23 protein-coding genes are annotated in these 25,207 nt (G+C 73.2%); 6 read left to right on the top strand and 17 right to left on the bottom strand.

Annotated features, from left to right (window positions below; translation table 11 throughout):
- Window positions 1-118 precede the first annotated feature (118 nt).
- Entirely contained in the window at window positions 119-1,750 is a 1,632-nt protein-coding gene (locus CCZ36_RS07700; RefSeq protein WP_128817281.1) for a regulator, read from the top strand.
- Between the two features lie 155 nt (window positions 1,751-1,905).
- Here the strand turns inward: CCZ36_RS07700 and CCZ36_RS07695 are convergent, their stop codons facing one another.
- The 3 genes from CCZ36_RS07695 to CCZ36_RS07690 form a co-directional block, all read right to left on the bottom strand.
- Window positions 1,906-3,222: an FAD-dependent oxidoreductase gene (locus tag CCZ36_RS07695; RefSeq protein ID WP_443069795.1), complete on the bottom strand. Its 1,317-nt coding sequence runs from the start codon at window positions 3,220-3,222 to the stop codon at window positions 1,906-1,908.
- Window positions 3,135-3,317 (bottom strand): FAD-dependent oxidoreductase, encoded by a 183-nt coding sequence (locus CCZ36_RS36890; protein WP_443069839.1) that lies wholly within the window; start codon window positions 3,315-3,317, stop codon window positions 3,135-3,137. Before CCZ36_RS36890 ends, CCZ36_RS07695 begins: the two co-directional genes overlap by 88 nt.
- 292 nt (window positions 3,318-3,609) lie before the next feature.
- Entirely contained in the window at window positions 3,610-4,509 is a 900-nt protein-coding gene (locus CCZ36_RS07690) for a TIGR01777 family oxidoreductase (RefSeq protein WP_128817279.1), read from the bottom strand.
- A 62-nt stretch (window positions 4,510-4,571) separates the two neighbouring features.
- On the opposite strand from CCZ36_RS07690, the gene CCZ36_RS07685 reads away from it, so the two are divergent.
- Entirely contained in the window at window positions 4,572-5,111 is a 540-nt protein-coding gene (locus CCZ36_RS07685) for a GNAT family N-acetyltransferase (protein ID WP_069737915.1), read from the top strand.
- Window positions 5,112-5,121: 10 nt separating this feature from the next.
- On the opposite strand, the gene CCZ36_RS07680 is transcribed toward CCZ36_RS07685, so the two are convergent.
- The 8 genes from CCZ36_RS07680 to CCZ36_RS07645 all read right to left on the bottom strand — a co-directional run bounded on the left by CCZ36_RS07680 (window position 5,122) and on the right by CCZ36_RS07645 (window position 16,614).
- Entirely contained in the window at window positions 5,122-5,643 is a 522-nt protein-coding gene (locus tag CCZ36_RS07680) for a DUF4240 domain-containing protein (protein WP_069737914.1), read from the bottom strand.
- A 62-nt stretch (window positions 5,644-5,705) separates the two neighbouring features.
- Window positions 5,706-6,689 carry a helix-turn-helix transcriptional regulator gene (locus tag CCZ36_RS07675; RefSeq protein ID WP_069743751.1) on the bottom strand — a complete coding sequence of 328 codons (984 nt, stop codon included), beginning with the start codon at window positions 6,687-6,689 and terminating at the stop codon, window positions 5,706-5,708.
- A gap of 92 nt (window positions 6,690-6,781) precedes the next feature.
- Window positions 6,782-9,454 (bottom strand): pyruvate dehydrogenase (acetyl-transferring), homodimeric type, encoded by a 2,673-nt coding sequence (gene aceE, locus CCZ36_RS07670; protein WP_069737912.1) that lies wholly within the window; start codon window positions 9,452-9,454, stop codon window positions 6,782-6,784.
- 268 nt (window positions 9,455-9,722) lie between these two features.
- Window positions 9,723-10,346 (bottom strand): GntR family transcriptional regulator, encoded by a 624-nt coding sequence (locus tag CCZ36_RS07665; RefSeq protein ID WP_128817277.1) that lies wholly within the window; start codon window positions 10,344-10,346, stop codon window positions 9,723-9,725.
- 148 nt (window positions 10,347-10,494) lie between these two features.
- Entirely contained in the window at window positions 10,495-12,297 is a 1,803-nt protein-coding gene (gene sucB, locus CCZ36_RS07660; RefSeq protein ID WP_128817275.1) for a 2-oxoglutarate dehydrogenase, E2 component, dihydrolipoamide succinyltransferase, read from the bottom strand.
- Window positions 12,298-12,359: 62 nt separating this feature from the next.
- Window positions 12,360-13,748, bottom strand: a complete 1,389-nt coding sequence (lpdA, locus tag CCZ36_RS07655) for a dihydrolipoyl dehydrogenase (protein ID WP_010070471.1) — start codon at window positions 13,746-13,748, stop codon at window positions 12,360-12,362.
- A gap of 333 nt (window positions 13,749-14,081) precedes the next feature.
- Complete coding sequence (locus CCZ36_RS07650) at window positions 14,082-15,629, bottom strand: leucyl aminopeptidase (RefSeq protein WP_069743754.1); 1,548 nt, start codon at window positions 15,627-15,629, stop codon at window positions 14,082-14,084.
- A gap of 202 nt (window positions 15,630-15,831) precedes the next feature.
- Complete coding sequence (locus CCZ36_RS07645; protein WP_069743755.1) at window positions 15,832-16,614, bottom strand: adenosylcobinamide-GDP ribazoletransferase; 783 nt, start codon at window positions 16,612-16,614, stop codon at window positions 15,832-15,834.
- A gap of 88 nt (window positions 16,615-16,702) precedes the next feature.
- On the opposite strand from CCZ36_RS07645, the gene CCZ36_RS07640 reads away from it, so the two are divergent.
- Window positions 16,703-17,467 (top strand): hypothetical protein, encoded by a 765-nt coding sequence (locus tag CCZ36_RS07640; RefSeq protein WP_069737734.1) that lies wholly within the window; start codon window positions 16,703-16,705, stop codon window positions 17,465-17,467.
- On the opposite strand, the gene CCZ36_RS35060 is transcribed toward CCZ36_RS07640, so the two are convergent.
- The 3 genes from CCZ36_RS35060 to CCZ36_RS07625 form a co-directional block, all read right to left on the bottom strand.
- Window positions 17,415-18,164, bottom strand: a complete 750-nt coding sequence (locus CCZ36_RS35060; RefSeq protein ID WP_069737735.1) for a hypothetical protein — start codon at window positions 18,162-18,164, stop codon at window positions 17,415-17,417. The two genes, CCZ36_RS07640 and CCZ36_RS35060, sit on opposite strands and share 53 nt — an antisense overlap.
- Before the next feature lie 144 nt (window positions 18,165-18,308).
- Window positions 18,309-19,424, bottom strand: coding sequence for a nicotinate-nucleotide--dimethylbenzimidazole phosphoribosyltransferase (gene cobT, locus CCZ36_RS07630; RefSeq protein WP_069737736.1), 1,116 nt, complete (start codon window positions 19,422-19,424; stop codon window positions 18,309-18,311).
- A 202-nt stretch (window positions 19,425-19,626) separates the two neighbouring features.
- Complete coding sequence (locus tag CCZ36_RS07625; protein WP_128817273.1) at window positions 19,627-20,829, bottom strand: bifunctional adenosylcobinamide kinase/adenosylcobinamide-phosphate guanylyltransferase; 1,203 nt, start codon at window positions 20,827-20,829, stop codon at window positions 19,627-19,629.
- A gap of 78 nt (window positions 20,830-20,907) precedes the next feature.
- Between CCZ36_RS07625 and CCZ36_RS07620 the strand changes: the two genes are divergently transcribed.
- Window positions 20,908-21,117, top strand: coding sequence for a hypothetical protein (locus CCZ36_RS07620; protein ID WP_010057779.1), 210 nt, complete (start codon window positions 20,908-20,910; stop codon window positions 21,115-21,117).
- 69 nt (window positions 21,118-21,186) lie between these two features.
- Here CCZ36_RS07620 and CCZ36_RS07615 read toward each other — a convergent pair whose 3' ends face one another.
- The 3 genes from CCZ36_RS07615 to CCZ36_RS07605 all read right to left on the bottom strand — a co-directional run bounded on the left by CCZ36_RS07615 (window position 21,187) and on the right by CCZ36_RS07605 (window position 23,737).
- A complete protein-coding gene (locus CCZ36_RS07615) occupies window positions 21,187-22,275 on the bottom strand; it encodes a S1C family serine protease (protein WP_128817271.1) in 1,089 nt (362 codons plus the stop codon).
- A gap of 71 nt (window positions 22,276-22,346) precedes the next feature.
- Window positions 22,347-23,054 carry a methyltransferase domain-containing protein gene (locus CCZ36_RS07610; RefSeq protein ID WP_079134263.1) on the bottom strand — a complete coding sequence of 236 codons (708 nt, stop codon included), beginning with the start codon at window positions 23,052-23,054 and terminating at the stop codon, window positions 22,347-22,349.
- A gap of 83 nt (window positions 23,055-23,137) precedes the next feature.
- A complete protein-coding gene (locus CCZ36_RS07605; RefSeq protein ID WP_069743760.1) occupies window positions 23,138-23,737 on the bottom strand; it encodes a DUF3043 domain-containing protein in 600 nt (199 codons plus the stop codon).
- Window positions 23,738-24,056: 319 nt separating this feature from the next.
- Here CCZ36_RS07605 and CCZ36_RS07600 point away from each other — a divergent pair, with 319 nt between their 5' ends.
- Both CCZ36_RS07600 and pspAA read left to right on the top strand, forming a co-directional pair.
- Window positions 24,057-24,842 carry a PspA/IM30 family protein gene (locus CCZ36_RS07600; protein ID WP_069737741.1) on the top strand — a complete coding sequence of 262 codons (786 nt, stop codon included), beginning with the start codon at window positions 24,057-24,059 and terminating at the stop codon, window positions 24,840-24,842.
- A gap of 10 nt (window positions 24,843-24,852) precedes the next feature.
- On the top strand, window positions 24,853-25,131 hold the full coding sequence (gene pspAA, locus CCZ36_RS07595; RefSeq protein WP_006123934.1) for a PspA-associated protein PspAA: 279 nt from the start codon (window positions 24,853-24,855) through the stop codon (window positions 25,129-25,131).
- The last annotated feature ends 76 nt before the right edge of the window (window positions 25,132-25,207 follow it).

Here is a 25,207-nt window from a genome sequence, read left to right as displayed (position 1 = left end):
ACACGATCGGATGAACGTGGAGCAAAGGGCGGCAGTGGCCGCCCCGGTGGCCGCTAAATTCGCGCCGTTCCCATGAGGGCTGCCCGGCCGGCCCCGAAGGCAGGAGACCGTACAGCTGATGTCGGAACGACCCTCGCAGCGCACGCCCAACCGCCGACTCGCCTCACTCATCGCGGAAGCCGGGTTCTCCCACGCGGGCCTCGCCCGCCGGGTCGATCAGCTCGGCCTCGAACACGGCCTCGACCTGCGGTACGACAAGACGTCGGTCACCCGCTGGCTGCGGGGGCAGCAGCCGCGCGGCACCACCCCCGCGCTGATCGCCGAGGTGTTCACCCGGCGGCTCGGACGGCGGCTCTCCGCGCAGGACCTCGGGCTCGACGCCTGCGCGCCCGTCTACGCGGGCCTGGAGTTCGCGGCCACCCCCGCCGAGGCGGTCGACATCGTCAGCGGCCTCTGGCGCAAGGACTCCGGTACGCACACGGAGCTGCGCAAGATCGCCTTCACGCCCGCCGGGCTCGTCGTTCCCAGCCGCGACTGGCTGATCGGCCGGGCCGACGAATGGGTGGCCCGGGACGGCGGGGCCGCCCGCCGCGCCGGGGGAGAGGCCGGAGCCCCCGCGCCGGGGCGCACGGACCCGGGGCGTACCGGCTCCGGACGTACGGACGGGGCGCTGCGCACCGAGCCCCGGAACCTGCCGCGCCCGCCCGCCGGACCACAGCGGTCCACGCCGTCCGGGCCCGCCGCCACGCACCCGTCCGCGACGCACGCGCCCGCCGCCGGGACGCACCCCGGGGGCGGGGCGCTGCCCGTGGTCCCGCGCCAGCGCCAGACCGACCGCGGCCCCGGCCAGCGGGTCGGCACCGGGGACATCGCCGCCCTGCGCTCGGTCGGCGAGCTCTTCCGCACCCTCGACCACGCCTACGGCGGCGGGCACGCCCGGCAGGCCCTCGTGCGGTATCTGGAGCACGAGGCCGAGCCGATGCTCCGGGGCACGTACGGCGAGGCCGCCGGGCGGCGGCTGTTCGCCGCGGTGGCCGACCTGACCCGGCTGGCCGGCTGGACCTCGTACGACATCGCCGCCCACGGCCTCGCCCAGCGGTACTTCGTCCAGTCGCTCCGGCTCGCCCAGGCCGCCGGGGACCGCGGCTACGGCGCCTATGTGCTGCTCACCATGAGCCGGCAGGCCGTCTACCTCGGGCACGGCAGGGAAGCCGTCCAGCTCACCCGCGTCGCCCAGCAGGGCATCGGCTCGGCCGCCCCGCCGCTCGTCCAGGCGCTGCTGCACGCGGTCGAGGCGCGCGGACACGCGGTGCTCGGCGAGGCGCGCTCCTGCACCGCCGCCCTGACCCGCGCCGAACACGCCCTGGAGACCGCGCGCCCCGGCGACGAGGTGCCGCACTGGGCCCGCACCTTCGACGAGGCGCAGCTCGCCGACGAGCTGAGCCACTGCCACCGCGACCTCCAGCAGTACCGGGCCGCCGCCCAGCATGCCGAGCGGTCGCTGGCGCTGCGCGCCCCGGCGTACGCCCGCAGCAGGCTGTTCTGCCGGGTGGTCCTCGCCTCGGCCCGCCTCGGCCTCGGCGAGCTGGAGCAGGCCTGCCAGCTCGGTGCGGAGGCGGCCCAGCAGGCGGCCGAGATGCGCTCGGTGCGCGCCACGGAGTACGTCCGCGCCTTCGAGCGCAGCCTGGAGCCCTACCGGGACGCGGTCGCCGTACGCGGCTACCGCGACCGGGTCGCGGCTCTCGGCTGAGCCCGCGGAGGCCGGGCGGGACGAGCGACACGGGCCCGGGCCCGTAGACCCTGCGGTCCGCGTCACGCCGCCGCTGGCGGCCCCGGTCTCACGCGGCCGGGGCACAACGCGGCCCCCCCTGCTCGGGCGGCCCGGGGCAGGCCCTTCGGCCGGCCTCACGCCGCCCGGGGGAGGCTTACCCCATGGGTGCCCGGGACGCCCAGGTCGGTGAGGATCGCCTCCGCCGCCCGGCGGCCCGAGTGCAGCGCGCCCCGGACCGTGCTCGTGTCCCGGTGGTCGCCGCACACGTACAGCCCGGCCAGCACCCGCACCGGGCGGCGCGGATCGTGTGGGGCCTCCATCGCGGGCACCGCCTCCGGGTCGTGATGGGCCGCCAGCAGCTCCCAGCCGTCCGTGGCGACGCCGTACAGCGCCGCCAGATGCGCCCGCACCGAGCGGTCCAGATCCGGCGGCGGGGTCCCGAGCACCGTCGAGGTGATCAGCGCCCGGCCCTCCGGCGCGCGCGAGGGGTCGACCTCGCTCATCACCGAGGTGTACGCCACCGGGCCCGACCGGTCACCGTCCAGCACCAGCGACCTGCCCGTGGGCGGCGCGGCGGACGCGGTGTGGTGAAGGACCGTCACCGGGTGGAAGGACGGCACCCGCAGCCCGGGCAGCAGCTCGGCCGCGGCCCCCGCCCCGGTCGCCAGCAGCAGCGAGCGGCAGCCCAGTTCGCCGTGCTCCTTGGTGTGTACGGAGGTGATGTCGGCGGCCGTCACATGCACCCCGGTCCGGACCGTGTCCGGCGGCAGCGCGGCCGCCAGCAGCTCCGGCAGCGCGGCCGACCCGCCCGCCGGTACGCACAGGCCGCCCCGCGCGTAGTCCCGCAGCGCCAGATCGGCGGACCGGCTCGACGTGGTGAGGGCCGGGTCGCTGAGCAGCGCGGCGAGCAACGGGCGCAGGATGCCCTCCACGGTACGGCCGGGCAGCCCGACACCGGCCAGGGCCTCGGCGGCCGACCGTTCCGGGCGGGCCAGCAGCCGGGCCTCCGGCGCCAAGGCCAGCCGGTGCAGCGCCGCGCCCAGCCGGGCCCGGTCGATCGCGCCGGTCACCACGCCGCCCCGGCCGCCACCGCGCCCAGGAGCGCCGAGCTCGTGCCCGTACACGCCCTGCGCCGAACCGGCTGCCCCGGAGAAGGGAGCCCCGGAAGGCGCGGAGCCCCGCAGCGCGCGGGGCGTACGCGGAGCGCGATGAACCCAGGGGGCGCTCGATCGGGTGCGTGCCGACCTGAGTGCGCCCCTCGCGCTCCGTATGTCGCCGGTGAGATGGCGGCGCCCCTCGCTGTGCACCAGAACCCCCGGCGCGAACTGCCGCAACTCCGGGGCACCGAGCCCCGGAGTGCCGGTCAGCTCGGGCCAGGAGGTGCAGAGCAGCGGGCCGAGACGGTCGAGCCGGAACCCGTCCACCTCGTCGGTGGCGAGCCGCCCGCCCACCCGGGCTCGGCCTCCAGAACCCGGACGCCGAGCCCTGCCCCGGTCAGCAGATGGGCCGCTGACAGACCGGCTATTCCGGCCCCGATGATGATCACGTCTGCGTGATGTGCCGTGCTGCGCACGTGCCCCTCCCCGAGTCGGTGCGACTGGTGGGGGGTTCTTGCCCCCAACAGGTCCCCGGAAAGCCGGAGTTCGCATCGAGGCTAGGAGGATGGCTGATACTGGGTCAGACGCGCGCCGGGGAGCACCGGGGCACGGGGTCGCACACGCGGCCCGATGCGCGCGAGGGGTCCGTTGGCGCTCGCGGACCCGGCCGCCCGGCCCGGACGGCCCCGGCCCGGACCGCCGCGCGCCCGGCTCGGCGCGGTGCGGTGCGGACCGCCCGGTTCAGCGCAGTGCGGCGCGGATCGCCCCGTCGATGTCGGGGAAGGCGAACGAGAAGCCGGAGTCCAGCAGCTTCGCCGGGATCACCCGCTGACTGCCCAGCACGTCCTCCGCGAACTCCCCGAGCACCAGCTTCAGCGCGGGCGCCGGCGCGGGGAACAGCGTGGGGCGGCGCAGCACCCGGCCCATCGCGGCCGTCACCTCGGCGTTGGTGACCGGCCTCGGCCCGGTCAGGTTCACCGGCCCGGTCAGCGACTCCGTGTCCAGGATGTGGCGCAGCGCCGCGACATGGTCGTGCAGGGCGATGAAGCTCCAGTACTGGCGGCCGTTGCCCAGCTTCCCGCCGAGACCCGCCTTGAACAGGGGGAAGAGCCGCCCCCAGGCACCGCCCTCGCGCCCGACGACCAGCCCGGTCCGGGCGTGCACGGTGCGCACCCCCGCCTCCTCGGCGGCGGCGGTGGCCGCCTCCCACTCCTCGCAGACCGACGGCAGGAACCCGTCCCCGGGCGGCGCGGTCTCGTCCACCGGGGAGCTCCCGGTGTCGCCGTAGAAGCCGATGGCGGACCCGGAGAGCAGGACCCGGGGCGGAGTGTCGAGCGAGGCCACGGCCTCGGCGACAGCGGCGGTCCCCAGGACCCGGCTGTCCCGGATCTCCCGCTTGTAGGCCTCGGTCCAGCGGTGGTCGCCCACCCCGGCCCCGGCCAGATGCACGATCGCGTCGCAGCCGACGAGGCCGGCCACGTCCACGTAACCCCGCTGGGGGTCCCACTCGACCTCGTCGCCGGTTCTGGCGGGCCGGCGCACCAGGCGGGCCACCTCGTGGCCGTCGGCGCGCAGCGAGCGCACCAGCGCCGCTCCGATGAGTCCGGACGATCCGCTGACGGCGATACGGGAGCTCGGCATGGGCCCATCCTGCCCCATCAAACGCCTCGAACACGGGGAACACCCCATGACACAGTGACCCCATGGCCGCCCCCGTACTCCGCCCCGTCCGCCCCGCCGTGCTCGCCGACGACGACGCACTCGCCGAGCTCGACCGGTCCACCTGGTCGACGCTGCACGCGGTCCTGCCGAGGCCGGTGCCTCCGTACGAGCCCTTCTTCGACGAGGGGCACGGGCCGGAGGACTTCCTCGTGGTGGAGGCGGAGACGGCGGGCGGGCAGACCGGCATCGCCGGGTACATCCGCCTCGTCCCGCCCACCCCTCTCGCCTCCAACGCCCATGTCCGCCAGATACGGGGTCTCGCCGTGGCGACCTGGGCGCGCGGGGCCGGGGTGGGGCGGACCCTGCTGCGGGCCGCGTTCGCCGAGGCCCGCCGCCAGGGCGCCAACCGGATCACCCTGCGGGTGCTCGGCCACAACACTCCCGCCCGCGCGCTCTACGCCTCCGAGGGCTTCGCCGTCGAAGGTGTGCTGCCCGGGGAGTTCTTCCTGAACGGACGGTACGTCGACGACGTCTGCATGGGCCGCTCGCTCGGCCCCGACGGCCCCCACGGCCCCGCCTGAGCGCCGGGCATCACCGCGGCCCGAAGCGGTCCCACAGCTCGGGGAAGCGGGCGGCGAGCGCCTCCTCGTCCTCGAAGTCGACCGGCGAGCCCAGCGGCTCGGCGGGCTGCGGCGGCAGCCCCAGATCCGGCGCGACCACCCCGGTCAGCTGCTCGTACGCCTCGTCCGCCGCGTAGCCCAGCTCCTCGCCGTCCCCGTCGATCTCCTCGTCGAAGTCGTCCAGCAGCTCCGCCAGGGCGTCCGGATCGTGCAGCGCGCCCTCGAAGACCTCCCGGCCCTGGCCGATGAGCCAGCAGCGGAACCAGTCGAAGGCGTCGTCGCTCGCCCCGCCCAGCAGCACGGCCGCGGCGCCCCACAGATCCCAGGCGTAGGCGCGGTTGTAGCGGGCCTCGAAGTGCCGGGCGAAGTCCAGCACGGAATCGGGATCGAGCCGCGTCAGCCGTTCCACCAGCAGGTCGGCATGGTCCTCGGGGTCGCCCTCGGCGGCCTCGCGGGTGCTGTCGATGATCTCCCAGAATCCCGTTTCGTCCATCACGGGTCCAGCATCCTGCCTGCCGGGGGCTCCCGCACGCGCAGAAGCCGAATTGAAGCCTTTCAGCGATACAACTCGCGCAGGCGTTCGGCCGCTTCGGTGAACCGCGCCCGCAGCTCCTCGGGCGCCACCACCTCCAACTCGGGTCCCAGCGCCAACAGCTGGCCGTACGCCACGTCCAGGGATTCCACCGGCAGCGTCAGCGTCCGCCACCCGTCCGGGTCCGGCTCCGAGGCCTCCGCGAGCGCCGAGGCGGCCGCCGCCCGGTCACCGGCGTACGCGAGCATCCGCCCGCCGCGCTCGGACACCCGTACGGTCACTTCCGTACGCAGCAGGGACCGGGCGAACTGCGCGGCCCGCTCGGCCCAGAAACCGGGCAGGTCGAAGCCCTCGTCCCGCTCGAAGCGCTCGTCGGCCGCCTCCACGGCGGTGAAGCGGTCGATCCGGTAGACCCGGACGTCCTCGCCCGCCCGGGCGCAGAGGTACCAGATCCCGGCCTTGAGGACGAGGCCGTACGGAGCGAGCTCCCGCGCCACCTCCGTACCGGCGTGGTCGCGGCCCCCGCCCCGGCGGTAGCGGACCCGCAGCAGCCGGTCGTCCCAGACCGCGTCGGCGATCGCGGGCAGCAACTCGGGGGTCTCCGGCTCGTGGTACCAGGAGGGCGCGTCGAGGTGGAAACGGCGGGCCGCCGAGGACGAGGCGTCGCGCAGGGAGGGCGTGAGCGCCGCCGACACCTTGAGGCGGGCGGCCGACGCCGCGTCCTCCAGGCCCATCTCGCGCAGCGCGGCGGGCAGCCCGGAGAGGAACAGCGCCTCCGCCTCGTCCCGGGCGAGACCGGTCAGCCGGGTGCGGTAGCCCCCGACGAGCCGGTAGCCGCCGGCCCGGCCGCGCTCCGCGTACACCGGGACGCCCGCGTCGGACAGGGCCTGCGCGTCCCGGGTGACCGTACGCTCCGACACCTCCAGCTCGGCCGCCAGCTCGGCGGCGGTCATCGCGGGGCGGGCCTGCAGGAGCAGCACCATTTTGATCAGCCGGGCAGCACGCATGCGCCCATTGTGGCGGCAGCGACAGCGCACGGCCGCGGGGGCGGACGTGCTGTCGGGCACCTCCGCCCCCGCGGCCGGGGGTCAGGCCGGGCTCAGAGGCCGTAGCGTTCCCGGGCCTCCTTGACCGCCGAGGCCGGGACCTCGCCGCGCTTGGCGAGCTGGGCCAGCGAGGCCACCACGATCGACCGGGCGTCGACGCCGAAGTGGCGGCGGGCCGCGTCACGGGTGTCGGAGAGGCCGAAGCCGTCCGTGCCGAGCGAGGACCAGTCCTGCTCCACCCACTGGCTGATCTGGTCCGGGACCTGGCGCATCCAGTCGCTGACCGCGAGCACCGGGCCCGGGGCGCCGGAGAGCGCCTGCGTCACGTACGGCACCTGCTGCTCACCGCGGAGCAGCGCCTCGTCGGCCGCCAGCGCGTCGCGGCGCAGCTCGCCCCACGAGGTGGCGGACCAGACGTCGGCCGTGACGCCCCAGTCGGCGGCCAGCAGCTCCTGGGCCTCCAGGGCCCAGTGGATCGCCGTACCGGAGGCCAGCAGCTGGAGGCGCGGCGCGTCCGCCGTCGCGGGCGTGCCCTCCTTGAAGCGGTACAGGCCCTTGACGATGCCCTCCTCGACGCCCTCGGGCATCGCGGGCTGGGGCTTCGGCTCGTTGTAGACCGTCAGGTAGTAGAAGACGTCCTCGGCGTCGGGACCGTACATCCGGCGCAGACCGTCCTTGACGATCACCGCCACCTCGTACGCGAACGCCGGGTCGTAGTTGAGCGAGGCCGGGTTGGTGGCCGCGATGAGGTGCGAGTGGCCGTCCGCGTGCTGGAGGCCCTCACCCGTCAGGGTCGTCCGGCCGGCGGTGGCGCCGACGATGAAGCCCTTGCCGAGCTGGTCGGCGAGCTGCCACATCTGGTCGCCGGTCCGCTGCCACCCGAACATCGAGTAGAAGATGTAGAACGGGATCATCGTCTCGCCGTGCGTCGCGTACGACGTGGCGGCGGCGATGAAGTCGGCCATGGCGCCGGCCTCGGTGATCCCCTCGTTGAGGATCTGGCCGTCCTTGGCCTCCTTGTAGTACATCAGCTGGTCGCGGTCGACCGGGTCGTACGTCTGGCCCAGCGGCGAGTAGATACCGGCCGACGGGAAGAGCGACTCCATACCGAAGGTACGGGCCTCGTCCGGGACGATCGGCACCCAGCGCTTGCCGGTCTCCTTGTCCCGCATCAGGTCCTTCACCAGGCGGACGAACGCCATGGTGGTGGCCATCTCCTGCTTGCCGGACCCCTTGTACAGGGCCTTGAACGCGCGCTCCTCGGGCTGCGGCAGCGGCGCCGAGGCGTGCAGCCGGCGGGCCGGGGCGGGGCCGCCGAGGGCGGCGCGGCGCTCCTGGAGGTAGCGGACCTCGGGGGAGTCGGCGCCGGGGTGGCCGTAGGGGACCAGGCCGTCCTGGAAGGCGCTGTCGGGGATCGGGAGGCCGAGCAGCTCGCGCATGCCCTTGAACTCGTCGATCGACAGCTTCTTCATCTGGTGGTTGGCGTTCTTGGACTCGAAGCCCTTGCCGAGCGTGTAGCCCTTGACGGTCTGGGCCAGGATCACGGTCGGCGCGCCCTTGTGCTCGACCGCCGCCCGGTACGCCGCGTAGACCTTGCGGGCCTCGTGGCCGCCGCGCGAGGTGTAGAAACACTCGGCGATCTTCGCGTCGGTGAGCAGCTTCGCCAGCTCGACGAGGGCGGGCTCGGTGCCGAAGAAGTGCTCGCGGATGTAGGCGACGTCGCGGGTGGCGTACGTCTGGAACTGCGCGTCCGGGACCTCGCGCAGCCGGCGCAGCAGCGCACCCTGGGTGTCCAGCTGGAACAGCTCGTCCCAGGCGTTGCCCCAGAGCGTCTTGACGACGTTCCAGCCGGCCCCGCGGAACTGCGCCTCCAGCTCCTGGACCACGCGGAAGTTGGCGCGGACCGGGCCGTCGAGGCGCTGCAGGTTGCAGTTGATGACGAAGGTCAGGTTGTCGAGCTGCTCACGGGCCGCGAGGGCCAGGGCGGCGGTCGACTCGGGTTCGTCCATCTCGCCGTCGCCCAGGAAGGCCCAGACGTGCGAGTTGGCCGTGTCCTTGATGCTGCGGTTGGCCAGATAGCGGTTGAAGCGCGCCTGGTAGATGGCCGAGAGCGGGCCGAGGCCCATCGACACGGTGGGGAACTCCCACAGCCAGGGCAGCCGCCGCGGGTGCGGGTAGGAGGGCAGGCCCTCGCCACCGGACTCCTGGCGGAAGTTGTCGAGGTGCTGCTCGGTGAGCCGCCCGTCGAGGAAGGCGCGGGCGTAGATGCCGGGGGAGGCGTGGCCCTGGATGTAGAGCTGGTCGCCGGAGCCGTCCCCCTCCTTGCCGCGGAAGAAGTGGTTGAAGCCGGTCTCGTAGAGCCAGGCCGCCGAGGCGAAGGTGGCGATGTGGCCGCCGACCCCGAACCGCGAGCCCCGGGTCACCATCGCGGCCGCGTTCCAGCGGTTCCACGCGGTGATCTTCGATTCCATCTCCAGGTCGCCGTCGAACGCGGGCTCGGCGGCGGTCGGGATGGTGTTGACGTAATCGGTCTCCAGCAGCTTGGGCAGCGCGAGACCGGCGCCCTCGGCGTGCTGCAGCGAGCGGCGCATCAGGTACGCGGCGCGGTGCGGGCCGGCAGCCTTGGTGACGGCGTCCAGGGAGGCCGCCCATTCGGCGGTCTCCTCGGGGTCACGGTCCGGGAGCTGGTCGAGCTCGCTCGGAAGCTTTCCTACGGGGTCGGTCATGATCGCCGCCTTCCGGAGAGGAGGGGGGTGGAGAAGGCTCTATCTGGCAGGACAGAGCGATGGGGCCGGTGGGCCCGCGAAGTGAACTGTAAGACGCTGATCGATGATCGATCAAAGGATTGAAGGCAAAACTTCTCGATACGAAGAAAAGTGGCATGGGGTGCCTCGAAACAGGGCACGGAGTGACGCGAAATAGCGCGCAAAAAGGGCGCTGACCTGCACGGAAGAGCAGGTCGCGCGCCAGATGATCGGAGCTGCGCGGAAGGGGTCAGGCCCGGGGCGCGCAACCCAGCACATGCGCCTTCACCAGGGCCCCGATCTGCGGGTCCTGGGCGAGGAACGCGTCGATGAGCGCCTGGTGCTCCTCCGCGTACGACTTCTGCACCGTGCCCAGCCAGCGGATCGACAGGGCCGTGAACACCTCGATGCCCAGCCCCTCCCAGGTGTGCAGCAGCACCGCGTTCCCGGCGGCCCGCACCATCTCCCGGTGGAAGCCGACCGTGTGCCGCACCTGGGCCTCGCCGTCGGCCAGCCGGTCCGCCTCGTACAGCGCCGCCACATGAGGCTCCAGCGCCGAGCAGTCCTGGCCGAGCCGGGGGGCCGCCAGCTCGGCCGCGATCTGCTCCAGGCCGGCCCGGACCGGGTAGCTCTCCTCCAGGTCGGCGGCGGTCAGATTGCGGACCCGGACGCCCTTGTTCGGGGCCGACTCGATCAGCCGGAGCGTCTCCAGCTCCCGCAGCGCCTCGCGCACCGGCGTCTGGCTGACCTCCAGCTCGGTGGCGATGCGGCGCTCCACGATCCGCTCGCCCGGCTTCCAGCGCCCGCTGACGATCCCCTCCACGATGTGCTCGCGGATCTGTTCGCGCAGCGAGTGGACGACGGGCGGGGTCATGGAGGGCTCCTTCAGGGCAGACCGGTGCTGCCTACATCATCACGGGCGCGGCAGGCCGCTTGTGATGTTTAGACAATACGGCGGCGCCCCCGCCCGGAAGGGTTCCGGGCGGGGGCGCCGCTGGTGAGGCTGGTTACAGCCGGGGCGTTCAGAGGCCGAGCTCGACCTCGAACTCACCCGCCTCCAGGATCGCCTTGACCGAGGTCAGGTAGCGGGCGGCGTCCGCGCCGTCCACCAGACGGTGGTCGTAGGAGAGCGAGAGGTAGGTCATGTCGCGCACCGCGATGGTCTCGCCGAGGTCCGGGTGGTCGATGACCACGGGACGGCGGACCGTCGCGCCGATGCCCAGGATGGCGGCCTGGTTCGGCGGCACGATGACCGTGTCGAACAGGGCGCCGCGCGAACCGGTGTTGCTGATGGTGAAGGTGGCGCCGGACATGTCGTCCGGCGTCAGGCCGCCACCGCGCGCCTTGCCCGCGAGCTCCGCGGTCTTCTTGGAGATACCGGCGATGTTCAGGTCGCCCGCACCCTTGATGACCGGGGTCATCAGACCCTTCTCGGCGTCCACGGCGATGCCGATGTTCTCCGAGTCGAAGTACGTGATGGTGCCCTCGTCCTCGTTGATCCGGGCGTTGATGACCGGGTGGGCCTTCAGCGCTTGGGCCGCCGCCTTCACGAAGAACGGCATCGGGGACAGCTTGACGCCCTCACGGGCGGCGAACGCGGCCTTCGCCTGGTTGCGCAGCTTCATCAGCTTGGTGATGTCGACCTCGAGGACCGAGGTCAGCTGGGCCTGCGAGTGCAGGGCCTTCATCATGTTGTCGCCGATGACCTTGCGCATCCGGGTCATCTTGACCGTCTGACCGCGCAGCGGGGAGGCCTCCAGCTTCGGCGCCTTGGCGGCCGCCGGAGCGGCAGCCGGGGCCGGAGCGGCGGCGGCGGCCTTGGCGGCCTCCGCGGCGGCGACGACGTCCTGCTTGCGGATACGGCCACCGACGCCGGTGCCCTTGACCGCGCTCAGGTCCACGTTGTTCTCGGACGCGAGCTTGCGGACCAGCGGCGTGACGTATGCGCCGTCGTCACCGGAGGGCGCGGCCGGGGCGGCCGGCGCCGGGGCGGCGGGGGCGGGCTGCGCCGGAGCCGGGGCCGGGGCGGCGGGGGCCGCCGGGGCCGGGGCGGCCGGAGCGGGGGCCTCCTGCTTGGGCGCCTCAGCCTTGGGAGCCTCTTCCTGCTTCGGAGCCTCTTCCTGCTTCGGGGCCTCGGCCTTTGGGGCCTCCTGGGCCGGGGCGGCGGGCTGCGCCGGAGCGGCGGCCGGAGCCGCGCCCGGGGCGCCGATGACGGCGAGCTTGGCGCCGACCTCGGCGGTCTCGTCCTCGCCGACCACGATCTCCAGCAGCACACCGGCGACCGGGGCGGGGATCTCGGTGTCGACCTTGTCCGTGGAGACCTCGAGCAGCGGCTCGTCCTCGGCCACCTCCTCGCCGACCTCCTTGAGCCAGCGGGTGACGGTGCCCTCGGTGACGCTCTCGCCGAGCGCGGGGAGGGTGACGTCGGTGCCCTCGGCGGACGAACCGCCGGTGGTCGCCTCGGCCGTCGGGGCCTGGGCCGGAGCCTCGGTCTCGGTCGACGGGGCGGTGGGCGCCTCCTCGGCCTGCGGGGCCGGGGTGGACGCGGGCTCGGCGGCCGGAGCCGCGGCCTCGGCCGGAGCGCCGGAGCCGTCGTCGATGACGGCCAGCTCGGCGCCGACCTCGACGGTCTCGTCCTCGGCGACCTTGATGGACGACAGAACGCCGGACGCGGGGGCCGGGATCTCGGTGTCGACCTTGTCGGTCGAGACCTCGAGCAACGGCTCGTCGGCCTCGACGCGCTCGCCCTCGGCCTTCAGCCAACGGGTGACAGTGCCCTCGGTGACGCTCTCGCCGAGCGCCGGAAGGGTTACGGAAACCGACATGGTTTCAGTTGCTCCTTACGAAAATGCGGAAGTGGTCGGTCGTCGCGCCCGGGACCGGGGGATCAGTCGTGGGCGTGGAGGGGCTTGCCGGCCAGCGCCAGGTGAGCCTCGCCCATCGCCTCGTTCTGCGTCGGGTGTGCGTGGATGAGCTGGGCGACCTCGGCGGGCAGCGCCTCCCAGTTGTAGATCAGCTGGGCTTCGCCGACCTGCTCGCCCATGCGGTCGCCCACCATGTGGACGCCGACCACGGCACCGTCCTTGACCTGGACGAGCTTGATCTCGCCCGCGGTCTTCAGGATCTTGCTCTTGCCGTTGCCCGCGAGGTTGTACTTGAGGGCGACGACCTTGTCCGCGCCGTAGATCTCCTTGGCCTTCGCCTCGGTGATGCCGACGGAGGCGACCTCGGGGTGGCAGTACGTCACCTTGGGCACGCCGTCGTAGTCGACCGGGACGGTCTTGAGACCGGCCAGACGCTCCGCCACCAGGATGCCCTCGGCGAAGCCGACGTGGGCGAGCTGGAGGGTGGGGACGAGGTCGCCCACCGCCGAGATCGTCGGGACGTTGGTCTGCATGTACTCGTCGACCAGGACGTAGCCGCGGTCCATCGCGACGCCCTGCTCCTCGTAACCGAGGCCCTGCGAGACCGGGCCGCGGCCGATCGCGACGAGGAGGATCTCCGCCTCGAAGGTCTTGCCGTCGGCCAGCGTCACACGGACGCCGTCCTGCGTGTACTCGGCCTTGTCGAAGAAGGTGCCGAGGTTGAACTTGATGCCGCGCTTGCGGAAGGCGCGCTCGAGAAGCTTGGAGCTGTTCTCGTCCTCGACCGGGACGAGGTGCTTGAGGCCCTCGACGATCGTGACCTCGGTGCCGAAGGACTTCCACGCCGAGGCGAACTCGACGCCGATGACGCCGCCGCCCAGCACGATCGCGGACTTCGGGACGCGGTCCAGCTTCAGCGCGTGGTCCGAGGAGATGATCCGGTTGCCGTCGATCTCCAGGCCGGGCAGCGACTTCGGCACGGAGCCGGTCGCCAGCAGCACGTGGCGGCCCTGGATGCGCTGGCCGTTCACGTCCACCGAGGTCGGCGAGGAGAGCTTGCCCTCACCCTCGATGTAGTGGACCTTGCGCGAGGCGATGAGACCCTGCAGACCCTTGTACAGGCCCGAGATCACATCGTCCTTGTACTTGTTGACGGCCTCCATGTCGATGCCCTCGAAGGTGGCCTTCACGCCGAACTGGGCCGACTCACGGGCCTGGTCCGCGATCTCGCCCGCGTGCAGCAGGGCCTTCGTGGGGATGCAGCCGTTGTGCAGGCAGGTGCCGCCGACCTTGCCCTTCTCGATCAGGGCGACGTCCAGGCCCAGCTGCGCTCCGCGCAGGGCCGCGGCGTAACCGCCACTGCCACCGCCGAGGATCACTAGGTCGAAAACGGTGCTGGCGTCGTTCGCCACGTCACGTCCTCCATGCATGTGCGCCGTACGCCGGGCCCCGTCGCTGGGGTGTGACCGGCCGGTCGGCTGGTGTGCGGCCGCTTTTGTCTTCGGCCCTGTGGTGGGGGCCCTGTCCTGCCGAGAACCCATCTTCGCACTTGTCGACGGTGGGCGGGACGCGGGGCCCGGGTCCGGGACGGATGATCGTCCGTTCCGGAGCGTTACTGCTGCGTAGATACCTACGGATTCGGTCGGTGTTCGTCGAGAGCGAAACCCCGCCCTCTCCTTACCGATACCGCCCGGACAACACGTACGGCCCCGGACCTGTGCCCGGGGCCGTACACGGCTGGTCGCTCAGCCCAGGTCGCCGTCGGCGGTGCGCTCGGCGAGCCGCACCAGGGTGCGGACCGCGGAGCCGGTGCCGCCCTTCGGCGTGTAACCGTACGGAGCGCCCTCGTGGTAGGCCGGACCGGCGATGTCCAGGTGCGCCCAGGCGATGCCCTCGCCCACGAACTCCTTCAGGAACAGGCCGGCCACCAGGCCGCCGCCCATCCGCTCGCCCATGTTGGCCATGTCGGCGGTGGGGGAGTCCATGCCCTTGCGCAGGTCGGCGGGGAGCGGCATCGGCCAGGAGGCCTCGCCGACCTCCTCGGCGATCTCGTGGACCGACGTACGGAAGGCGTCGTCGTTGGCCATGATGCCGAAGGTACGGTTGCCGAGCGCCATCACCATCGCGCCGGTCAGGGTCGCCACGTCGACGATCGCGTCCGGCTTCTCCTCCGAGGCGCGGGTCAGAGCGTCGGCCAGGACGAGCCGGCCCTCGGCGTCGGTGTTGAGCACCTCGACGGTCTTGCCGCTGTACATGCGCAGCACGTCACCGGGGCGGGTGGCGTTGCCGGAGGGCATGTTCTCGGCCAGCGCCAGCCAGCCGGTGACGTTGACCTTCAGGCCCAGGCGGGCGGCGGTGACGACGGCGGCGAACACGGCGGCGGCACCGCTCATGTCGCACTTCATCGTCTCGTTGTGGCCGGCCGGCTTGAGCGAGATGCCGCCCGAGTCGTAGGTGATGCCCTTGCCCACGAGAGCCAGGGTCTTCTCCGCCTTCGGGTGCGTGTAGGCGAGCTTCACCAGGCGCGGGCCGTGCGTGGAGCCCTGGCCGACGCCGAGGATGCCGCCGTAGCCGCCCTTGACGAGGGCCTTCTCGTCGAGGACCTGGACCTTGATGCCGTGCTCCTTGCCCGCGGTGGCGGCCACGGCGGCGAAGGACTCGGGGTACAGGTCGTTCGGCGGGGTGTTGATGAGGTCGCGGGCCCGGTTGATCTCCTCGACCAGGGCCAGGGCGCGCTCGACGGCGGCCTTGTAGGCCTTGTCGCGCGGCTTGCCACCGAGCAGGGCCACCTCGGCGAGCGGCTGCTTCGGGCCGCTGTCCTTGGACTTGGCGTCCTTGGGGGCCAGCTTGTTCTCGCCGCCCTGGTAGGCGGTGAAGGCGTACGAGCCGAGGAGTGCGCCCTCGGCGACGGCGGCGGCGTCCTCGACGGAGCCGGCGGGCAGCGCGAAGCCCGCCTTCTTCGAGCCGGACAGCGCACGGGCGGCGGTGCCCGCCGCGCGGCGCAGCGCCTCGGCGTCGTAGGAGTCCTCCTTGTCCGGGACCGCACCCAGGCCGACCGCGACGACGACCGGGGCCTTGAGGCCGGACGCGGCGGGCAGCTTGGTCAGTTCGCCCTCGGCACCGGTGGCACCCAGGGTCGCGAGGACGGCGGCGAGCTTGCCGTCGAACGCCTTGTCCACGGCCTCGGAGCCGGGCGCCAGGACCGGTCCCTTGACGCCCTTGGCGACGCCGACGACGAGTGCGTCGGCGCGCAGCGTCGCCGCACCGGCAGTGCTGAGAGTGAGAGCAGTCACGGTGGTGAAATCTCGCTTCCGTTGAGTTCGAGTTCGACCGAGGGGTGGGCCGGCCGTGCCCGGCGCATCGTAGACGCCCCGACGATGTGCCGGGAATGAGCCTACGCGCGCACTTCTTGCTCCGTGACGGCGGCGGGCCTTCCCGGCCGTCTTTCCGGCCGGTGAGGCGGCCGGGTAGCAGCCTCCGGTCCGTGCGGTGCCGTCAGGTCCCGAACGTCAGCACCACCAGGGCCGCCGTCGCCGCGGTCTCCTCCACGCCGCCGAAGACATCCCCGGTGACCCCGCCGAACCGCCGCACGCAGTGCCGCAGCAGCAGTTCGGCGGCGGCGAGAGCGCCGAGCACCGCGAGCCCGTGGCGCAGCGCCCCGTACGGCCCGAACATGGCGCCCGCCGCCGCGCACAAGACCACCGTCAGCACCGCCGCAAGCAGCGCCCGTCCGGCCGGAACCGTGCCCGCCACCGTCGCCCCGAGCCCCTCCGGCCGGGCCGCCGGGACGCCCTGACGGGACGCCAGCGTCAGCGCCAGGCGGGCGGCGACGGCCGCGACGACGGTCCCGAGGGCCCCGTGCGCCCAGCCCTGCCCGTACAGCTCGAAGAGGACCGCGACCTGCGCCAGCAGCACCAACAGCAGCGTGATGACACCGAACGGCCCAATGTCCGACTGCTTCATGATCCGCAGCGCGTCCTCGGCCGGTTTCCCGCTGCCCAGCCCGTCCGCCGTGTCCGCCAGACCGTCCAGATGCAGCCCCCGGGTGAGGGCGGCCGGCACCGCGACGGAGGCCACCGCCGCGAGCAGTGGCCCCGAGCCGGCCGGCAGCGACAGCGAGCCGAGTGCGGCGGCGAGCAGCCCCACGACCAGCCCGGCGAGCGGGGCGCAGAGCATGCCGGAGCGGGCGGTCGCGCGGTCCCAGCGGGTCACCCGGACCGGCAGCACGGTCAGGGTGCCGAAGGCGAAACGTATGCCGTGGCTGTTCAGGGAGGTCACCGCGCGCAGGCTAGCCGCTGGGCCGCACCGATAGATTGGTCGAAACGGGCTGATCGCTGTGAAATCTGACATATCGGGAGTGGGTGGCATGGGTCACTGGTGGCACGACAACATCGCGGAGCCGGGCAAGCTGCCGCTGCTCCTCGCGCTGGCCGCCTTCGTCCTGACCTTCGCGATCACCCGCACCGTCACTCGCATGATCCGCGCCGGGAAGGGCCCCTTCCGCAACGTCACCCCCGGCGGAATGCACATCCACCACGTGGTGCCGGGCGTCGTCCTCTCCGTCGTCGGCGGGTTCGGCGCGGTGGCGAGCGGGCGGCACGGCGTGGCCGCCGGAATCTTCGCGGTGATCTTCGGGGTGGGGGCGGGTCTGGTGCTCGACGAGTTCGCCCTGATCCTGCATCTCGACGACGTGTACTGGACCGAGGAGGGCCGCCAGAGCGTCGAGGTGGTGGTGCTGACCGCCTCGCTCGTGCTGCTGGTCCTGGCGGGCTTCTCCCCGCTCGGCGTCGACGACGTCACCGACGAGGAGCAGCAGGGCCGCCTCGGCGTCATCACGACGTACGTGATCAACTTCTGCTTCGTCCTGATCTGCCTGTTCAAGGGCAAGCTGCGGATGGCGGTGCTCGGCACCCTCGTCCCGTTCGTCGCGCTGGTCGGCGCGATCCGGCTGGCCCGCCCCGCGTCCCCGTGGGCCCGGCGCCTCTACGGCCACCGCCACCGGGCCCGCTCCCGGGCGATGCTGCGGGCCTACCACCACGATGTGCGCTGGGCCGGGCCGCGCCGGAAGTTCCAGGACCTCATCGGCGGCGCCCCGGACCGGGTTCCGCTGCCGCCCGGCCCCACGTCCTGACCACCGCGCCGCCCCCCGCACCGGGGTCCCGGGCGTCGCGCCGGCGCCCGCGCCACTCCCGTACGCCGCACACCACCAGGACGGCGGCGATGGCGGCCAGATGCTCGCGGCCCGCCAGATTGTCCTTCACCAGGACCTCCACCACCATCGCGAGGACCACCAGCGCCCCGGTGAACCAGGCGCGCCGCTGGTGGCAGACGTACACCGCGAGCCCGACGACCGCCGCCGAGGGCCCGGTGTCCACCACCTGGGCGTCCGAGGCGGGCAGCCCCAGCAACGACCCCGGCCCGAGGGCCACGCCGACGCGGGCGTACAGCGTCCCGGCCAGCGTCGCACCGTACGCCACCGCGAGCGTGCGCCACCGCCCCAGGCACACCTCCGCCACCCCGAACACCAGCAGGATCTGGGCCAGGGCGCCCCACACCGGCAGATGGAGCGCGGGCACGAACAGCGACAGCGGGGTCCGCAGGAGAGCGAGCGGAATCGGGTCCTCGGCGCGTACGGCTCCGAGGTTCCGCACCGGCTCGTAGCCCCACGCCTGGTTCTGCGTCACCTGGACGACTGCCGTCAGCGCCACCGCGGTCAGCGTCAGCGCGAGCGCCCGCGCCCCGCGCTCGGCGAGCCGCTGCCGTACGGCGGTGAACAGCGGGCCCCACTCCCGTACGGCCGCCCGGCGCAGCGCGGAGAGACGGTTCATCCGCTCGTCAGGAACAGCATGGAAAGGGCCCCCGGTCGGTCGCTCGGTTCGTCGGTCGGATCCCCTCCGAAGACGGACCGGGGCAGCGCGAAGTTGAGCGGCGCCGGGGTGACGCCGATCTCGTCCCCGCGGGGGGAGCGGCCCTCAGGCCCGGTCGACGGCCGCCGCGTCCTCGGCCTCCGCCGCCTCCTCGTTCTCGGCCTCCGCGTCCTCGGCCTTCTCCGGCTCGCGCTCCGGGAGTTCGGCGGCCAGCGCCGCCGCGGCCTGCACCAGCGGCAGGGCCAGCAGCGCGCCGCTGCCCTCGCCCACCGTCACCCCGTGGTCCAGCAGCGGGGTCAACGCCATCCGGTCCAGCGCCTTGGACTGCGCGGGCTCCCCGCTGACCTGACCGGCCAGCCACCAGTCCGGCGCCCGGAACGCCGCCCGCTGCGCCACCAGCGCGCAGGCCGCCGAGACGACCCCGTCCAGGATCACCGGCATCCGGCGCACCGCGCTCTGCAGCAGGAACCCCGTCATCGCCGCCAGATCCGCCCCGCCCGACGTGGCCAGCAGCTCCACCTGGTCGCCCAGCACCGGCCTGGCCCGGCGCAACGCGTCCCTGACCGCCGCGCACTTCCGCATCCACGCCAGGTCGTCGATGCCCGCGCCGCCGCGCCCGGTCACCACGGAGGCGTCCGTTCCGCAGAGCGCGGCGACCAGGGTCGCCGCGGCCGTCGTACCGCCCACGCTGAGGTCGCCGAGCACCACCAGATCGGTGCCGGAGTCCGCCTCCTCGTCCGCGATCGCGATACCGAGGCGGATCGCCTGCTCGGCCTCCTCCGCGGTCATCGCGTCCTCGACGTCGATCCGCCCCGACCCCCGCCGCACCCGGTGCCGCACCACGGACTCGGGCAGCAGTTCCGGATCGCAGTCCAGGGAGACGTCCACGATCCGCGTCGGCACCGAGAACCGCCGGGCCAGCACCGCGACCGGGCTCGACCCGTCCAGGACGCTCCGCACCAGCTCGTACGCGTTGCCCGCCGGCCGGCCCGAGACGCCCAGCTCCGCCACCCCGTGGTCACCGGCGAAGAGCACCAGACGCGGCTGCTCGACGGCCTTGACCGGCACGGACTGCTGCGCGGCGCTGAGCCATTCGCCCAGCTCGTCCAGGCGCCCGAGCGCTCCCGGTGGGACGGCCAGCCGCTCTCGGCGCTCCTCGGCATCGCGCCGCACACCCCCGTCGGGGCGTTGGATCAGGTCGGAGAAGTCGTCCAGGTTCACGGAGGTCTGCCTCGCGGGTCGTCAGGTCGGATCCGGGTCAGGGAACCCGGCGGCGGGCCCCAGCGGGAACAGTACCGGTCGGTCCTGGGGGAGGAACGGGCCGCGAGCGGCGTAACCGGTCACGCCCGCGCCCCACGGCAGCCTGGGGCCCGAGCGCGGACGCCTCCTCACCCGGCTGACGCCCTCTCACCCCCTCGCCCCCTCACCCCCGCAGCACCAGCACCTGCCCCGCCACCACCAGCAGCACCTGCTCGCACTCGGCCGCCACCGCCGCGTTCAGCCGCCCCAGCTCGTCCCGGAACCGCCGCCCCGCCGCCGTCGCCGGGACCACCCCCGACCCCACCTCGTTGGTCACCAGCACCACCGGCCGCCGGGTTTCCCGCACCGCGCCGACCAGCTCCGCGACCCGCTCCCGCAACGCGGCCTCGCCGCCGTCGTGCCACCGCTCGTCCTCCCAGGCCCCCACCCGGTCCATCGCGTCGGTCAGCCACAGCGACAGGCAGTCGATCAGCAGCGGCGGCCCGTCCGCCGCCAGCAGCCCCGTCAGCTCACAGGTCTCCTGGGTCCGCCAGGCGCCCGGCCGGCGCTCCCGGTGCAGTCCGATCCGGGCCGCCCACTCCGGGTCCCCGTCCCGGCGGCCGCCGGTCGCCACGTACACCACCTCCGGAAACGTCTCCAGGCGCCGCTCCGCCTCCAGCGACTTCCCCGACCGCGCGCCCCCGGTCACCAGCACCCGGCGCGGCACGTCCGGCACCGCGTGGTACTCGCCCACCACCAGCGTCGTCCCGTCCGGCACCGCCCGCGCCCCGGCCGCCGCGAGCCGCCGTTCCAGCGCCGGGCCCGGCGGGGCGTCGTGGTCCAGGTGGACCGCGATCACCTCGGTCGTCGGGCCCACCGCGTCGGCCGCCCGCAGCCGCGCCACCGCGTCGGGGCGCCCGATCACATCGAGGACGACCATCTCGTACGGCCGTTCCATCCGCTCGGGCAGCCCGGCGGGGGCGGTGCCCGGCGGAAGGTACAGCAGCCGCTCGCCCTCCGGGGAGGTCACCTCGTACCCGGTCCCCGGGGAGTCCATCGCCACCGCCCGCACCCGGTGCCCGCTGATCAGCGTCAGCACCTGGCCGTCCGGGACCCGCGCGGCGGGCGGCAGCAGGGCGGGCAGTTCGACGGCGGGCCCGTCGTGCGGGTGGGTCAGCAGCACCTGGCGGACCGCGCCCAGCGAGTGCCCCGCACGGGCGGCCGCGAACATCGCGCCGGGGGTGAGGTCCAGCAGCAGCGCGTCGTCGACCAGCAACGCCGTAGCGGCCCGCGCCCATGGGCCGCGGGCCGACGCGCAGACCGCGCAGGGGCAGGAGGGGCGCGGCAGCCCGTCGGGGGCTCCGGTGCCGAGCAGTGTCAGTTCCACGCCTTGATCCTCCCGTGTCCCCGCTCCGGCCGCCCGCCCGGCTAGGCTTCGGGCAGCAACGCGACCCAGGAGGCGGACATGGCGTGGACGTGGCGGTTCGAGAAGTCCGACGGTACGGAGACGGAGCCGGCGTTGCAGCCGGAGGAGTTCACCACCCAGGGCGACGCGGAGTCCTGGATCGGTGAGTACTGGAAAGAGCTGCTGGAGGGCGGTGCCGCACAGGTGACGCTCTTCGAGGACACGACCAAGATCTACGGCCCGATGAGCCTGCAGGCCGACGGCGCCTGACGCACGGCCGACAGGGAGTGCGGTGCGGGAGACCCGTACCGCACTCCCTGTCTCCGGGTCTCCGGGGGCTCAGATCTCCCCGAGCGTGACCTCCGCCGTCCGGCTGTCCTCGTCCCGCGTGTACGTCACGGTCACCTTCTCGCCCGGCTTCTCGCCGGCCAGCGCCTCGGAGAGCGAGGTGATCGTGGTGACCTCGGTGTCCCCGATCTTCGTGATGGTGTCCCCGGGCCGCAGCCCCGCGTCGGCCGCCGCGCCGCCCCGCTCCACACTGACCAGCGCCACCCCGGCGGGGCGGTAGTTGTCGTCGACGACCGTGCGGCCGGTGATGTTCAGCGCGGCCCGGCCCGAGTCGGTGACCTTGCCGTCCTTGATGATCTGGTCGGCGACCGTCCGCACCATCGAGACGGGGATCGCGAAGCCGATGCCGGGTGCCGCGCTGTCGCCCATCTGCGGATCGGTCGCGGCCAGGGTCGGGATGCCGATCACCTGACTGTCGAGGTTCACCAGCGCACCGCCGCTGTTGCCCGGGTTGATCGCCGCGGACGTCTGCACCATGTTGGCGATCGTCGCGCCCGTGCCACCGCCCGACCGGCTCTCGCTCACCGTCCGGCCGAGCGCGGAGACGATGCCCTGGGTGACGCTGCTGGACAGGCCCAGGGGCGAGCCCATCGCCAGGACGATCTGCCCGACCTCGACCTTCTCCGCGTCGCCGAACTTCGCGGCCCGCAGCCCGTCCGGCACCTCGTCGAGCTTGATCACGGCCAGGTCCTGCTCCGGGTAGGAGGAGACCAGGGTGGCGTTCAGCACCGCCTCCCCGGTGGCGACGCTGACCTTGAACTTCTTCTCATCACCGACCACATGGGCATTGGTGACGATGTGCCCCCTGTCGTCGTACACGATCCCGGAGCCGAGCCCCTCCGAGGCATCGATCTGCACCACCGACGGTAGTACGTCGTTGATGACGCCCTGGTAGGCGTTCTCCAGATCCCCGGGGGCGCGCTTCACCGCACCCTGCGCCGTACTCGACGCACTGGCCTCGGGGGCCTGTGCCACCGGCCCCGTACCGGAGCAGCCGCCCGCCAGGGCGGTGGCGCAGACGGCCGCGGACAGGGGAAGCAGCAGCCTGCGCGTCCGGCTGCGGGAGAGGGAGGCGTCCATGTCCGAAAGTCTCGTGCCGGGCCCGTTCGGGGGCCCGTGCTGATGGGCCGAACGGGCCCGCCGCCCTCCGGCTAGCCGCGCACCCCGCACAGGTGCAGCAGCGCCGCCACGCCCCGGTACGGGTCGGTCCGCCCGGCCCGGTCCTCCAGGGTCAGGACCCGCTCCAGCTCCTCGGCCGACAGCTCCACGTCGTTGCCGACGTTGTCCGTGAAGACCCGCACCCCGTACCAGGCGTGCAGCGGGGCGGCGATTCCGGCGAGCGTGGCCCGCAGGGCGTCGAGCCGGTCCGCCCGCACCGTGAGGCCGAGGCGGTTGGTGTACGCGGCGGTGTCGAAGGCCGCCAGGGCCGCGCCGAAGTCACCGGCGAGCCCCGGGCGCATCGCGAGCGCGTCCGCGTTCCGCACGAGCAGGGAGAGCAGACCGCCGGGGGCCAGCATCCGGGCGAGCCCGGCCAGCATCGGGTCCGGCTCCTCGACGTACATCAGGACGCCGTGGCACAGCACCACGTCGAAGCTGCCGGGCAGGAAGTGCACGCCGGTCTCCCGGCCGTCGCCCTCGATCAGCCTGACCCGCTCCCGGATGCCCTCCGGCTCGCTCGCCAAGGACGCCCGGGCCGACGCCAGCATCTCCGCGTCCGACTCCAGACCGGTCACCGAGTGACCGGCCCGCGCCAGGCGCAGCGCCTGGGTTCCCTGGCCCATGCCGACGTCCAGGACGCGCAGCCGCCGGCCCACCGGGAACCGCCCCGCTATCTGCTCGTCCAGCTGCCGGGCGACCAGCTCCTGACGGACCTTGTTGCGTACGCCGTCGAGACCCGCCAGCCACGCCGAGGAGACCCCGGTGAAGCCGGAGGTCTCCGTGCTCAGGGCCGCTCTCCGCGCTTGACCTGCGGCTTCGGCAGCCGCAGCCGGCGCATCTGGAGCGTGCGCATCAGGCCGTACGCGACGGCTCCGCGCTTCGGCGTGTCCGGGAAGCGCTCGCGGAGCTGCTTCTTCAGGCGGATCGACAGACCGATCGAGTCGATCACGATCAGGATGATCACGCCGAGCCACAGCAGCAGCGAGATGCTCTGGATGTTCTGCACCTGGATCACGCTGAGGATCAGGATGATCACGGCGAGCGGCAGAAACCACTCGGCGACGCAGAAGCGCGAGTCCACGTAGTCGCGGACGAAACGGCGGACCGGGCCCTTGTCGCGGACCGGCAGGTACCGCTCGTCGCCCGACGCGAGCGCCTCGCGCTGCCGGGCCAGGTCGGCGCGGCGCGCTTCGCGCTGGCGCTTCATGGCCGCCTTGCGGTCGGCGGGCGCCGCGGACGCGGCACGACGCCGCTGCGTCTGGGCCTCGCTGCGCTTGGGGGTGGGGCGACCCTTGGGAGCCTGCGGGTCGCGGGGCTGCTGGGAGAGGTCCGCCGTCACCTTGTCGGTGGGGGCCTTCTCTGTCTTGGCACGGCTACGGAACACAAAACCCAAGGGTACGGGGTCGGCGTGCGGGCCCGGCGACGCGGGCGGGCACGATCCGGCAACGGACAGGGTGCCCACAAGGGCCCCGACCGGGCGATACGGGCGTTTACCGGCTGTTCGGAAGTCCGTCACGGGACGGTCCCGGAGCCTCACCTACACCCTGGGCGGGAGCGTTCGCCGCACGCACTCGTCCTTGGGGAGGAGCACATCGGTGCCCGAACAGTGCGGTAATAGAGGCAGGGCCCGTACTGTGGGTTCTATCGGGAGTGCTGGAGCTCAGTCCGTCAGAAGGGGGCGCGCGAAGCCCATGAGCGGTGTCATGAAGCGTATGGGGATGATCTTCCGCGCGAAGGCAAACAAGGCCCTTGATCGGGCCGAGGATCCGCGCGAGACCCTGGATTACTCGTACCAGAAGCAGCTGGAGCTGCTTCAGAAGGTGCGTCGCGGCGTCGCCGACGTGGCGACGTCCCGCAAGCGCCTGGAGCTGCAGCTGAACCAGCTGCAGGGCCAGTCGGCCAAGCTGGAGGACCAGGGCCGCAAGGCGCTGGCGCTGGGTCGCGAGGACCTGGCCCGCGAGGCGCTCTCACGGCGCGCCGCCCTCCAGCAGCAGGTCACCGACCTGGAGACGCAGCACACCACGCTGCAGGGCGAGGAGGAGAAGCTCACCCTCGCGGCGCAGCGCCTCCAGGCCAAGGTCGACGCCTTCCGCACCAAGAAGGAGACCATCAAGGCCACCTACACGGCGGCCCAGGCCCAGACCCGGATCGGCGAGGCCTTCTCCGGCATCTCCGAGGAGATGGGCGACGTCGGCCTGGCGATCCAGCGGGCCGAGGACAAGACGCAGCAGCTCCAGGCGCGGGCCGGCGCCATCGACGAGCTGCTCGCCTCCGGCGCCCTGGACGACCCGACCGGCACGGCGAAGGACGACATCGCCGCCGAGCTGGACCGGATCTCCGGCGGCAGCGACGTGGAGCTGGAGCTCCAGCGCATGAAGGCCGAGCTGGCCGGCGGCTCCTCGTCCTCGCAGCAGGCCATCGAGGGCGGCGCCCAGGGCGGTTCCCAGCAGTCGCAGCAGTCGTCCCCGCACAAGTTCGACAAGCAGTAAGGGCAGCGTCATGATCGTACGGATCATGGGGGAGGGCCAGGTCAAGCTGGCCGACAGTCACTTCGTCGAGCTGAACGAACTCGACGACGTCCTGCTCAAGGAGATGGAGAGCGGTGACGGCCCCGGCTTTCGCACGACCCTCCACGCACTCCTGGACAAGGTGCGCGAGCTCGGCACTCCGCTGCCGGACGACTCCCTGGAACCGTCCGAGCTGATCCTGCCGGCTCCCGACGCCACCCTCGAAGACGTGCGCGCCATGCTCAGCGACGACGGGCTCATCCCCAACTGACCTCCGGCCGCTCACCAGCACCCAGGGCCTGTCGGCCCGGCACCCCTGCCCCGCGTCGGTCCACCGGCCGCGGGGC

Source organism: Streptomyces sp. S063 (assembly GCF_002832675.1).
Lineage (GTDB): Bacteria > Actinomycetota > Actinomycetes > Streptomycetales > Streptomycetaceae > Streptomyces > Streptomyces sindenensis.
The sequence above is the reverse complement of the archived record's forward strand: the minus strand, read 5'-3'. Positions and strand labels throughout refer to the sequence as shown.

Coding starts and splice junctions, on each gene's coding strand:
- CCZ36_RS07700 (WP_128817281.1), top strand. CDS start 119: ATGTCGGAACGACCCTCGCAGCGCACGCCCAACCGCCGACTCGCCTCA.
- CCZ36_RS07690 (WP_128817279.1), bottom strand. CDS start 4,509: ATGCCGAGCTCCCGTATCGCCGTCAGCGGATCGTCCGGACTCATCGGA.
- CCZ36_RS07685 (WP_069737915.1), top strand. CDS start 4,572: ATGGCCGCCCCCGTACTCCGCCCCGTCCGCCCCGCCGTGCTCGCCGAC.
- CCZ36_RS07680 (WP_069737914.1), bottom strand. CDS start 5,643: ATGGACGAAACGGGATTCTGGGAGATCATCGACAGCACCCGCGAGGCC.
- CCZ36_RS07675 (WP_069743751.1), bottom strand. CDS start 6,689: ATGCGTGCTGCCCGGCTGATCAAAATGGTGCTGCTCCTGCAGGCCCGC.
- aceE (WP_069737912.1), bottom strand. CDS start 9,454: ATGACCGACCCCGTAGGAAAGCTTCCGAGCGAGCTCGACCAGCTCCCG.
- CCZ36_RS07665 (WP_128817277.1), bottom strand. CDS start 10,346: ATGACCCCGCCCGTCGTCCACTCGCTGCGCGAACAGATCCGCGAGCAC.
- sucB (WP_128817275.1), bottom strand. CDS start 12,297: ATGTCGGTTTCCGTAACCCTTCCGGCGCTCGGCGAGAGCGTCACCGAG.
- CCZ36_RS07640 (WP_069737734.1), top strand. CDS start 16,703: ATGGGTCACTGGTGGCACGACAACATCGCGGAGCCGGGCAAGCTGCCG.
- CCZ36_RS35060 (WP_069737735.1), bottom strand. CDS start 18,164: ATGAACCGTCTCTCCGCGCTGCGCCGGGCGGCCGTACGGGAGTGGGGC.
- CCZ36_RS07620 (WP_010057779.1), top strand. CDS start 20,908: ATGGCGTGGACGTGGCGGTTCGAGAAGTCCGACGGTACGGAGACGGAG.
- CCZ36_RS07615 (WP_128817271.1), bottom strand. CDS start 22,275: ATGGACGCCTCCCTCTCCCGCAGCCGGACGCGCAGGCTGCTGCTTCCC.
- CCZ36_RS07600 (WP_069737741.1), top strand. CDS start 24,057: ATGAAGCGTATGGGGATGATCTTCCGCGCGAAGGCAAACAAGGCCCTT.
- pspAA (WP_006123934.1), top strand. CDS start 24,853: ATGATCGTACGGATCATGGGGGAGGGCCAGGTCAAGCTGGCCGACAGT.